Genomic DNA, 10,016 nt, shown 5'->3' on the forward strand with positions numbered 1-10,016 from the left:
TGACCGTGGCCTCGGGCGTGGAGGATCTGCGCGTCGCCCTGTCAGAACTGACCCTGACGCCAGAGGCGGAGGCCCGCGCCGTGCCGCGCCGCGATTCGACGGCTTTTGTGGTGGCCAAGGCCGAGGCGCTGCCGGAATTGCTGCTGCCCGGCATGGTATATCTGTTCCGCGACGGGCAATTGGTGGGCGGGCAAGAGATTTCCACCGTGGCGGCGGGCGACAAGCTGGAGCTGCCCTTCGGCCCGATCGAAGGCCTGCGCCTGACGCGCGACATGCCGAAGAACAGCGAAGGCGATGCCGGGGTGTTCAGCTCTGACTCCGCGCGCAAAGAGGCGGCGGTGCTGAAGATCGAGAACCTGACGCGCGAGGCCTGGCCGGTGCATCTGGTGGATCAGGTGCCTTATTCCGAACAGGAAGATCTGGAGATCACCTATACTGCGACCGAGGCCCCGGACGAGACCGACCCGGAGGGCCAGCGCGGCCTGCTGGGCTGGCATTTTGATCTGGAACCCGGTGCCACCAGGGAAATCGGGCTTGAGGTGGACATGCGCTGGCCCGCCGGGCTGGAACTGCGCTGAGCGCTAGAACCGTTCGGCGCGCAGCACCTGCGCGTCGGACACGCTGACCACGCCGATATGGCGCTCCACCACCGCGAAGGCGGCGTCCAGCAGGGTATCCAGCCGCTCGGGGCGGATGAGGCAGATCACCGCCACCATGCCGGCGCGGCCCACCTGCCCCTCGCGGCTCCAGCGGCCCGAGCGACCCGAGCCGCCCAGAACCGGCAGGATGGTGAAGCCGGTGACCCCCGCTTTCTCCAGCGCGGCGGTCAGGCGCGTCTCCATCGGCGCCTCGATGATGATTTCCACACGTTTCGCCAGATGGGTCTGCATGGGTCAGCCTCCGGTCAGACTTTGGGCAATCGCGATGTAAAGCGGGATGCCGAGGGTCAGGTTGAAAGGGAAGGTGATGCCAAGCGCCAGCGAGAGCGAGAGCGAGGGGTTAGCCTCGGGCAAGGCCACGCGCATGGCGGCGGGCACGGCGATATAGCTGGCAGAGGCGCCCAGCACCATGAACAGCGCGACGCCGCCCGTGGAAAGGCCCAGCCCCAGCCCGGCCATCAGGGCGGCTGTGGCGCCCAGCAGCGGCATGACCATGCCGAAAGCCAGGGTGCCGCCGCGCAGCAATTTGCCCGCCTGCGCCAGCCCGCGCCCGGCCACCAGACCCATATCCAGCAGGAACAGGCACAGCACACCCTGGAACGGGGTGACGATGAATGCCTCGATCCGTGCCATACCCTTGTCGCCGGTGATCGCCCCGATCAGGAAAGACCCGACCAGCAAGACGATGGAACCATTGAGGAAAATCTCGCGCCACAGGTCGCCGTCGCCCTCGCTGCGGGCGCCGCCCCGGCTGGCCAGCCAAAGGGCGCTGATGATGGCGGGGGCTTCCATCGCGGCGGCCACCGCCACCATATAGCCCTCGGCCGCAATGCCCTGCGCTTGCAGCACCGAGGTGGCGGTGACGAAGGTGACGATGGAGATCGAGCCGTAATGCGCAGCCACCGCCGCCGCGTCGGTGACCGACATGGCCGTGATCGCGCGCAGCAGGGCGAAGGCGAGGAAGGGCAGCAGGAAGGACAGCACGATCCCGGCCAGCATGGCCTTGCCCAAGGTCAGGTCTACCCCATGCGCCGCCACCGCAACGCCGCCTTTGAAGCCGATGGCGAACAGAAGATAAATCGACATTCCCTTGGCCACGGCCTCGGGGATGGTCAGATCGGATCGCGCGACCGCCGCCAAAAGCCCCAGAACAAAGCAGAGAATGACAGGGGAAAGCAGGTTTTGCGCAGCCAGCGCCAGCATGTCGGGCATCATATCCTCCGGCATTTTGGCCCAGATAGGGTGAGTGACCCGCAGTTCAAGGTCAGATGGAGACGAAACTGCGCTGTGCCGGTTCGTAATGCTCCAGCCCGCCTTCGCCAATGTCGTTCCACAGGCCGTGAAGGGTCAGCATGTCCTGCTCCACCGCCTCGCGGACGAAGGGGAAGCTCATCAGGTTTTCCAGGCTGACCAGCACAGCCTGCTTTTCCAGCGCGGCGCCGCGCTCGGCCTCCGGCAGGTGGCTGACACGCTCGTATCCGGGGCGCAGAATATCCATCCAGCGCCCGACAAAGCTGGATTTCTCCAGCAGTTGCGGGGCTTTGCCGGAACACATGTCATCGCAGCCCTTCACGCCGCCACAGGCGGAATGGCCGATCACGATGATATGCGCGACCTTCAGCGCGGTCACGGCATATTCCACCGTGGCCGAGGTGCCGTGATTGCCGCCATCGGGGCAATAGGGCGGCACGAGGCCCGCGATATTGCGGTGAATGAAGAACTCGCCTTCATCCGCGCCGAAGATCGAGGTCACATGCTGGCGCGAGTCGCAGCAAGAGATGATCATGGCACGCGGATGCTGCCCATTGGCGGCGAGGCTTTTATACCAGGCCTTGTTGTCCTGATAGGTTGTCGCCCGCCAGCCGTGGTAGCGGCCAACCAGATAACCGGGCAGGGGCTTGGCTTGGTCCATCACATCCTCCGTCAGGTTTTTGCCTCCATATGCTGCAATTGCAGAAAATTCGAGAGGTTTCTTGGATGTGGCGAAACCTTTTGTTCAGCCTGTCGGTGCAAGCTGGGCTTGGGTGATTTCATGTGGGTGGACACATCATGGGGAATGTCACGGTCTTGCGGCCGGTTGATCAGCTGCGACAGAATATCGAGCCGGTTGCGGCCATGTATCGCGATCTGGGCACGGTTCAGGCCGAACAGGTGGTGACGCGCGCTTTGGGCGAGCTGGCTTTGACCATGTCGGGTCTGGCCGCGCAGGTGCGCGCGCATGAATTGCAGGATCTGTCGCGCCAGCTGCGCCGCTTGCAGCGCATGTCAGAACAGCTGGGCATGCTGAGCCTCTCGCAGGTCGCGGGCGATTTGCGGCAATGTCTGGATCAGGCAGACCCGACGGCGTTTTCTGCGGTCTGGGCGCGGCTGATGCGGGTGGCAGAGCGGTCTTTGGTCGTGGACAGGGCCTTGATCGAATCAAGCTGACTTGCGGGCGGCGTCGGATGGGCTAGGCTCGGGCCAAGTTGGAAGGAGCCCCGCCATGACCCCCGCCTTTGCCGATCCGCAAGCGCCCTCGCGCCCGCTGCATGTTGTCAGCCCCGACGGGCTGGAGGCCTGGCTTGAGGGCCAGCCTGCGCCGGTGGCCGCCTGGCTGCGGGATACCGGATTCAAGGCGGGGTGGGGCGAGGTGACGCTGATCCCCGGAACGGGTGTGGCGGGCGCGGTGATCGGGCTGGGCACGCCCGCCGCGCGGCGGCGGCTGCGCTTTGGGCTGGCCAAGGCTGTGGCGGTCTTGCCCGCCGGCGATTGGCATTTTGAAGGGCTGCCCCGCGAATTGGCGACCGAGGCCGCGCTTGGCTGGCTGCTCGCGCAATATCGCTTTGACCATTACAAGCCGCAATCCCGCAGCCTGCCGCAGCTGAAATGCCCCGCCGGGGCCTGCCCGCTGAGCGTGGGTGCGATGGCGGCGGGCGAGTGGCTGACCCGCGACCTCATCAACACCCCCGCCGCCGATATGGGCCCCGAGGAGTTGCAGGAGGCCTTTCTGGCGCTGGCCGACCGCTTTGACGCCGCAACGCAGGTGGTTCAAGGCGCTGATCTGGAACGCGATTTCCCAATGGTTCATGCGGTGGGCAAGGGCTCGGACCGGGCGCCGCGGATCATGTCGATGCGGTGGGGCGACCGGGGGCCCAGCGTCACGCTGGTGGGCAAGGGGGTCTGCTTTGACACGGGCGGCCTGAACCTCAAGCCCTCTTCCGGCATGCAGCTGATGAAAAAGGATATGGGCGGCGCGGCCACGGTGATGGGGCTGGCGCAGATGATCATGCAGGTCAATCTGCCGATCCGGCTGCGGGTCATTGTGCCTGCGGTGGAGAACTCTGTCTCCGGGCGGGCGATGCGCCCGAAAGACATCTTGCGCTCGCGCAAGGGCTTGACGGTCGAGGTGAATGATACCGATGCCGAAGGGCGGCTGGTTCTGGGCGATGCGCTGGCCTGGGCCGCCGAGGAAAACCCGGAACTGCTGATTTCCATGGCCACGCTGACCGGCGCGGCGCGGGTGGCGGTGGGGCCGGACCTCGCGCCCTATTACACCGACGATCCCGAACTGGCGGCGGCGCTGGAGGCGGGGGCGCTGGCGGGGGCCGATCCGGTTTGGCGGCTGCCTTTCCATGAGGCCTATGAGCCGGTGATCGAGCCGGGAATCGCCGATCTGGACAATGCGCCGGGCTTTGGCTTTGCGGGGTCGATCACGGCGGCGCTGTTCTTGCGCCGCTTTGCCGACCATCCGCGCTATATGCATTTTGACATTTACGGCCATACGCCCAGCGATGCCCCGGCGCGGCCCAAGGGGGGCGTCGGCCAGGGCGCGCGGGCGCTTTTGCTGGGCCTGCCCGCCATGCTGGGGCGGTAAGATGGATCGCCGCCTGACCCCTGCCAATGCCCGTGCCGCGCTGGAATCCCTGCGCGGTCAGGTGGATGCGCCGCGCTTTGTGGCGGGCGAGCCTGCCCGCGTGGCGGTGCCGGTGGCCGATCTGCTGAAGGCGCCCGAGGGCGCGCGCGACCGGCAGGTGATCTGGGGCGAGGCGCTGACGGTGATCGACCGGCATGCGGCCTGGGCCTTCGTGCAGGCGGCGAAGGACGGCTATTGCGGCTATCTGCGCGAGGCGCAGCTCACAGAGGCCGAGGCGGCGACGCATTGGGTCTCGACCCCCGGCACCCATCTTTACGATGGGCCAAAGGTGCAGCATCGCGACCTTGCGGCGCTGAGCATGGGCGCGCGGCTGCGGGTGACCGGCACGCAAGGCGCCTGGGCCGAGACGCCGCAGGGTTTTGTGCCGCTGGCGCATCTGAAACCGCTGGGCGAATATCACGATGACCCGGCGACGGTGGCGCAGATGTTCCTGCACACGCCCTACCTTTGGGGCGGCAATTCCCGCGCCGGGATCGACTGTTCGGGGTTGGCGCAGATCGCGTTTCACGCCTGTGGCATGGCTTTGCCGGGGGATAGCGACCTTCAGGCGGGCTGTGGGGCGGCGATCCCCGAGGGGGCGGCGTTGCAGCGCAATGACCTGTTGTTCTGGAAAGGCCATGTCGCCATCGCGCTGTCGGACAGCCGGATGATCCATGCCACCGGCGCTTTCATGGCGGTGGTCGAGGAGGAGATCGCGGCCGCCATCGCCCGCATTGCGGCCGCAGGCGACGGGCCGGTGACGGCGCGGCGACGGATCATTCGATCGGTTTGATCAGCTTGCGGTCAAAGAAGCGCAGCACCGCCGCCAGATCATGCCCGCGTCGCAAGACCTGCCCGCCCTCGCCCAGAACGGCATAGATGCCCTGCTTTGCCCGCAGCCTTGGACGCTTTTCGATGCGATACAGCGGCACCTCGGCGGTGCGGCGGAAGATCGAGAACACCGCCACCTCCCGCATCGCGGCAAAGCCGTAATCGCGCCACTCTCCGGCGGCCACCATGCGGCCATAGACCGAGAGGATGGCGCCAAGCTCGTGCCGGTCAAAGCTGACCACCTCGTCGCGGGCGGCGAAGGGGTTGGGCTGCGGTGGAACAGGGGGCATCATGCTCATGTTACAATGCTGCCATTCCCCGGTTAACAAATCAACATTCGCCGCGCGCCTTGGATTTGCCCCGAAAACTCCGCCGAATGACCCTGCGCCATCCGCATTTCCGCCACGTCAAGCGGCGATAACAAAGGTGTAGCAAGTGACAAAGCCCGGTGGGACGGACGATTGCCCCCACCCAGCCTGTTTCACCGGGTGCTTGCTGTCGGCTTGGCCCTCGCCCCTGCAAAGGCGGGGGCCTTTGCTGTTCGGGGGCTCAGGCTGGGAAGCCCTCACACGGGAAAGCCCTCAGACTGGAAAACCGGGCGCCAGCTGCACATGGCCGGTGACAAAACCCCGGCAATTGCGTTGCGCGGCATGGGTGTAGCGCGCGGCCGCCTCGGGCGACAGCACGCCGCAACGCTGCAACAGCGCGGCAATGGCGGCCTCGGAGGCGCGGGAATTGCCATCCTCGATCTTCAACGCGATGCCCAGCTGTTTTTCGGGCAGGATGGCCACGAACACCGCCTCGGCCCCGGTCTTGATCGCCACGCGCCCGCCCATCTCGCGCATGAGGATGGTGCAGGCGCGGCCCTCGCCCGCGACAAATTCGGGAAAGCTGGCCATGGCGCGGGTCAGCCGATGCGCGGCGCGTTCGCGGGCGGTGCCGCTCTCCGGCGCGGCGGCAAAAAAGGCCATGGCGCGGGCTAGGCCTTCCACCGTGCAGGCGAAATTGGGGGCCGAGCAGCCGTCAATGCCGAAACCGTGGGATGTTTCGCCGGTGGTGGCCTCGAAGGCCTCCAGAATGGCGCGTTGCAACGGGTGGCCGGGGTCAACATAGTCCGGCCCGGCACCGATATGGCGGGTATAGGTCAGCATTCCGGCATGTTTGCCGGAGCAATTGTTATGAAACTGACAGGGGCTGTCATCGGTCTTGATCAGGCGGTTGCGCTCGGCCTTGTCATAGGGCTCGTGGCTGCCGCAGCGCAGATCGGCCTCGCCCAGACCCAAGGCCGCCAGCCAGTCGCGCACCGCATTCACATGCAGCGCCGCGCCCTGATGACTGGCACAAGACAGCGCCAGTTGCGCCCCGGTCAGCCCCGCTGCATCTGCGGCCCCGCTTTCCACCAGCGGCAAGGCCTGCATCATCTTGCAGGAGGAGCGCGGGAAGATGACCCGCGCCGGGTTGCCCCAGGCCTCGACAATCTGGCCGCTGCCATCGCAGATCACGGCATGCCCAAGATGTGTGCTTTCCAGCATGCCGCCGCGCCACAGCTCGGCCATCGCTACTGCTGTCATCGGCCATCCTCCATAACAGTTGCGCGATTCCCTGCCTATCGGCCTTTCGCGCCTTGCCATTTTCCTGATATGAAGGTTTATCGGGTTGAAATTTGCCCCGCCACCGAAAAGCCGCAGCAAGCGGCAGGGGCGCGGGGCTGGCAGAGGCACTTTCGGCTGGAGGCTGAGGCATGAACTCCTTTATCGCTCGCACCCTTGGCGGGGCCACGCTGGCGCTGATCGCTGCGACCGGCGCTTATGCGCAGGAATCGACCAATCAGGTCGCCGTGATGACGGATTGGTCGGTGTTTACCGAACCGCCGGCAGGCACGCCGAAGGAATGCTGGGCCGTGACCGCCCCGAAATCCTCGGAGGCCAGCCGTGACGGCAAGCCGGTGAATGCCAGCCGCAGCGAGATCCTGCTGTTCGTGACCTATCGCGCCGGTGGCTCGAAAGGCGAGGTCAGCTATACGGGCGGCTATCCGTTTGCCAAGGACAGCACCGTGAAGCTGGATATTGACGGCACCGTGCATGACCTGTTCACCGATGGCGAATATGCCTGGACCTCGGGCGCCGAGCAGGATGCCCAGATCATCGCGGCGCTGAAAAAAGGCTCCACCGCGACGGTGACCGGCGTTTCGGGCCGTGGCACCCAGACCAAGGACACGCTGTCGCTGCGCGGGGTGACCGCCGCCATCGACGACGCCAGCAAGCGCTGCAAGTAAGCCGCGCGCACCCGTATTATCCAATGCCGCGCTCGCCATTTGGCAAGCGCGGCATTTTCCTGTAGAAACGCTGTTTACCCGCCCAAACCGCAGGGAATCCCTCGCCATGACCGCCCCGAACCTGACCCCGCAGGCGCCCATCACGCAGGACGTGCTGACGATCCCGCGCAAGCTGCCCGAGGGCGGCAAGCCGAACCTTGTGGGGATGACGCGCGATCAGCTGCGCGAGGCGCTGATCGCCGCCGGCACGCCCGAGCGTCAGGCCAAGATGCGGGTCGGGCAGGTCTGGCAATGGATCTATCACTGGGGCGTGCGCGATTTTGCGCAGATGACCAACCTCGCCAAAGAGTATCGCGCGCTTCTGGCCGAGCATTTCGTGGTCGAGGTGCCCGAGGTGGTCACCCGCCAGATCAGCGCCGACGGCACCCGCAAATACCTGCTGCGCATCGCGGGCGGGCATGAGGTCGAGGCGGTCTATATCCCTGAGGAAACCCGGGGCACGCTCTGCATCTCCAGCCAGGTCGGTTGCACGCTGACCTGTTCCTTCTGCCATACCGGCACGCAAAAGCTGGTGCGCAACCTGACCGCCGCCGAAATCGTCGGGCAGGTGATGCTGGCCCGCGATGATCTGGGTGAATGGCCGGTGCCGGGCGCGCCCAAGGATGAAACCCGCCTGATCAGCAATGTGGTGCTGATGGGCATGGGCGAGCCGCTGTATAATTTCGACAATGTGCGCGATGGCATGAAGGTGGTGATGGACAATGAGGGGCTGAGCCTCTCGCGCCGCCGCATCACGCTCTCCACCTCCGGCATCGTGCCAGAGATTGCCAAAACCGCCGAGGAAATCGGCTGCCTGCTGGCGATCTCCTTCCACGCCACCACCGATGAGGTGCGCGACCGTCTGGTGCCGGTGAACAAGAAATGGAACATCGCCACCCTGCTGGAAACGCTGCGCGACTATCCGCGCCTGTCGAACAGCGAGCGCATCACCTTTGAATATGTGATGCTGAAGGATGTGAACGACAGTGACGCCGATGCCAAACGTCTGGTGAAGCTGATCCAGGGCATCCCGGCCAAGATCAACCTGATCCCCTTCAACGAATGGCCCGGCGCCCCCTATCAGCGTTCGGATTGGGAGCGGATCGAGGCTTTTGCCGACATCATCTATAAGGCCGGTTACGCCTCGCCGATCCGCACTCCGCGCGGCGAAGACATCATGGCGGCCTGCGGCCAGTTGAAATCCGCCACCGAGCGCGCGCGCAAAAGCCGGGCCGAGATCGCGGCAGAGGCGGGGCTGTAAGCCCCGCCAGATTGCTCAGCGCTGCAATGCGGCAATAACCCGGTCATATTCCGATTGGGTCAGGATGCCGTCATCATCCAGATCGAACAGGCGCGCGCCAACGTCCATCCCCCGGCGGCCCGACAGGACAGGCAGCATCGCCTCGGCCGAGGCCTTGATCTCCTCGGTGGTCAGAAGGCTGTTCTGATCCGCATCCCCCAACAAAAAGGCCGTCGCAGCCTCGCCACCGCCGCCCCGATTGGCATGGCTGAGCGAGGCCACCAGTTCCTCGCGGCTGACCTGCCAGTCGCCATTCAGATCACTGCGCAGGATCTCGGCAACGGTCTGGGCGCGGATCGCGGCGGCCTGCACCTGCCCTTGCAGCCGATAGCTGAGCGGCAGCGCCCCATCGCGGGTCTGCCGGATGCCGCTGAGCGTTTCCACGATCCGCAACACGCTTTGGCCCGAGCGCGCGCTGGTTTCAGAGCGCAGCTGCACCCAGACCTGACCCATCAGCGGATCCCCCGCGGCGCGTGTCTCCAGCAGCGCCAGATCGGCTTTGGCCTCGGGCGTCTGACCCTGGCTTGGCCCGGCGGTCACGGCCAGCAGGGCCATCAGGGCAAGTTTTGCAATTTGTTTCATCACGATACCTCAAATCAACCTTGGCGCGAAAATGGCCGATGCCTGTGGCGGAATTTGGGCATTCTGGCGCGGGGGGTGGCGGCGCTGGCTCCGCTACTTGCAAAGCATCGCCAAGACGGGGGATTGCACGCCCAAAACCGGCTGGTAGCATGCCGGGATGACATATCCGCTGCTGACCAACCCGCAAGCCCGCGCGATCTTTCTGGATCGTCATGCCCTGGCCGAACCTCCCTCGGGCCCGGCCAAGGGCGCCGATCTGGCGGCGCTGATCGACCGCATCGGCTTTGTGCAGGTGGACAGCATCAACACCGTGGCGCGGGCACATCAGATGATTCTGTTTGCCCGGCGCCCAAGCTATCAGCCGCAGGCGCTGGACCGGCTGTTGGCGCAGCGGGGGGTGTGGGAGCATTGGACGCATGATGCCTCCATCCTGCCGAT

13 protein-coding genes are annotated in these 10,016 nt (G+C 65.7%); 7 read left to right on the top strand and 6 right to left on the bottom strand.

Annotated features, from left to right (window positions below; genetic code table 11):
• Positions 1 to 578 (top strand): DUF4139 domain-containing protein (locus JNN06_RS09640; protein WP_291239377.1); only part of this gene is annotated, 578 nt, incomplete at its 5' end.
• Positions 579 to 581: 3 nt separating this feature from the next.
• Here the strand turns inward: JNN06_RS09640 and JNN06_RS09645 are convergent.
• The 3 genes from JNN06_RS09645 to JNN06_RS09655 are packed head-to-tail and all read right to left on the bottom strand — an operon-like array spanning position 582 to position 2,571.
• The gene (locus JNN06_RS09645) at positions 582 to 890 is read right to left on the bottom strand and encodes a transcriptional regulator (RefSeq protein WP_291239378.1); all 309 of its coding nucleotides are present in this window, start codon (positions 888 to 890) and stop codon (positions 582 to 584) included.
• A 3-nt stretch (positions 891 to 893) separates the two neighbouring features.
• Complete coding sequence (locus tag JNN06_RS09650; RefSeq protein WP_291239379.1) at positions 894 to 1,871, bottom strand: sodium-dependent bicarbonate transport family permease; 978 nt, start codon at positions 1,869 to 1,871, stop codon at positions 894 to 896.
• Between the two features lie 52 nt (positions 1,872 to 1,923).
• Positions 1,924 to 2,571: a carbonic anhydrase gene (locus JNN06_RS09655; protein WP_291239380.1), complete on the bottom strand. Its 648-nt coding sequence runs from the start codon at positions 2,569 to 2,571 to the stop codon at positions 1,924 to 1,926.
• A 122-nt stretch (positions 2,572 to 2,693) separates the two neighbouring features.
• Here JNN06_RS09655 and JNN06_RS09660 point away from each other — a divergent pair, with 122 nt between their 5' ends.
• From JNN06_RS09660 to JNN06_RS09670, 3 genes are read left to right on the top strand one after another with little or no spacing between them, the layout of a single operon-like run.
• Complete coding sequence (locus JNN06_RS09660; RefSeq protein WP_291239381.1) at positions 2,694 to 3,086, top strand: hypothetical protein; 393 nt, start codon at positions 2,694 to 2,696, stop codon at positions 3,084 to 3,086.
• A 55-nt stretch (positions 3,087 to 3,141) separates the two neighbouring features.
• Positions 3,142 to 4,512 (top strand): M17 family metallopeptidase, encoded by a 1,371-nt coding sequence (locus JNN06_RS09665; RefSeq protein WP_291239382.1) that lies wholly within the window; start codon positions 3,142 to 3,144, stop codon positions 4,510 to 4,512.
• Between the two features lies 1 nt (position 4,513).
• Positions 4,514 to 5,344 carry an NlpC/P60 family protein gene (locus JNN06_RS09670; RefSeq protein WP_291239383.1) on the top strand — a complete coding sequence of 277 codons (831 nt, stop codon included), beginning with the start codon at positions 4,514 to 4,516 and terminating at the stop codon, positions 5,342 to 5,344.
• On the opposite strand, the gene JNN06_RS09675 is transcribed toward JNN06_RS09670, so the two are convergent.
• Together JNN06_RS09675 and JNN06_RS09680 are read right to left on the bottom strand one after the other, a co-directional pair.
• Positions 5,328 to 5,681, bottom strand: coding sequence for a DUF2794 domain-containing protein (locus tag JNN06_RS09675; protein WP_291239384.1), 354 nt, complete (start codon positions 5,679 to 5,681; stop codon positions 5,328 to 5,330). The two genes, JNN06_RS09670 and JNN06_RS09675, sit on opposite strands and share 17 nt — an antisense overlap.
• A 282-nt stretch (positions 5,682 to 5,963) precedes the next feature.
• On the bottom strand, positions 5,964 to 6,953 hold the full coding sequence (locus JNN06_RS09680; protein WP_291239385.1) for an asparaginase: 990 nt from the start codon (positions 6,951 to 6,953) through the stop codon (positions 5,964 to 5,966).
• 170 nt (positions 6,954 to 7,123) lie between these two features.
• Between JNN06_RS09680 and JNN06_RS09685 the strand changes: the two genes are divergently transcribed.
• Together JNN06_RS09685 and rlmN are read left to right on the top strand one after the other, a co-directional pair.
• Entirely contained in the window at positions 7,124 to 7,657 is a 534-nt protein-coding gene (locus JNN06_RS09685; protein ID WP_291239386.1) for an invasion associated locus B family protein, read from the top strand.
• 121 nt (positions 7,658 to 7,778) lie between these two features.
• Positions 7,779 to 8,957: a 23S rRNA (adenine(2503)-C(2))-methyltransferase RlmN gene (gene rlmN / locus JNN06_RS09690; protein ID WP_291239389.1), complete on the top strand. Its 1,179-nt coding sequence runs from the start codon at positions 7,779 to 7,781 to the stop codon at positions 8,955 to 8,957.
• A gap of 15 nt (positions 8,958 to 8,972) precedes the next feature.
• Here the strand turns inward: rlmN and JNN06_RS09695 are convergent, their stop codons facing one another.
• Entirely contained in the window at positions 8,973 to 9,578 is a 606-nt protein-coding gene (locus tag JNN06_RS09695; protein WP_291239387.1) for a hypothetical protein, read from the bottom strand.
• A 157-nt stretch (positions 9,579 to 9,735) separates the two neighbouring features.
• Between JNN06_RS09695 and JNN06_RS09700 the strand changes: the two genes are divergently transcribed.
• A partial coding sequence (locus JNN06_RS09700; RefSeq protein ID WP_291239388.1) for a crosslink repair DNA glycosylase YcaQ family protein occupies positions 9,736 to 10,016 on the top strand: 281 nt, incomplete at its 3' end.

The organism is Gemmobacter sp. (genome assembly GCF_016792925.1).
In the GTDB taxonomy this organism is placed as follows: Bacteria; Pseudomonadota; Alphaproteobacteria; order Rhodobacterales; family Rhodobacteraceae; genus Gemmobacter.

Bases quoted from the DNA above. Each gene is read 5' to 3' on its own strand.
- JNN06_RS09645 (WP_291239378.1), bottom strand. From the start codon at position 890: ATGCAGACCCATCTGGCGAAACGTGTGGAAATCATCATCGAGGCGCCG.
- JNN06_RS09650 (WP_291239379.1), bottom strand. From the start codon at position 1,871: ATGCCCGACATGCTGGCGCTGGCTGCGCAAAACCTGCTTTCCCCTGTC.
- JNN06_RS09655 (WP_291239380.1), bottom strand. From the start codon at position 2,571: ATGGACCAAGCCAAGCCCCTGCCCGGTTATCTGGTTGGCCGCTACCAC.
- JNN06_RS09665 (WP_291239382.1), top strand. From the start codon at position 3,142: ATGACCCCCGCCTTTGCCGATCCGCAAGCGCCCTCGCGCCCGCTGCAT.
- JNN06_RS09670 (WP_291239383.1), top strand. From the start codon at position 4,514: ATGGATCGCCGCCTGACCCCTGCCAATGCCCGTGCCGCGCTGGAATCC.
- JNN06_RS09675 (WP_291239384.1), bottom strand. From the start codon at position 5,681: ATGAGCATGATGCCCCCTGTTCCACCGCAGCCCAACCCCTTCGCCGCC.
- JNN06_RS09680 (WP_291239385.1), bottom strand. From the start codon at position 6,953: ATGACAGCAGTAGCGATGGCCGAGCTGTGGCGCGGCGGCATGCTGGAA.
- JNN06_RS09685 (WP_291239386.1), top strand. From the start codon at position 7,124: ATGAACTCCTTTATCGCTCGCACCCTTGGCGGGGCCACGCTGGCGCTG.
- JNN06_RS09695 (WP_291239387.1), bottom strand. From the start codon at position 9,578: ATGAAACAAATTGCAAAACTTGCCCTGATGGCCCTGCTGGCCGTGACC.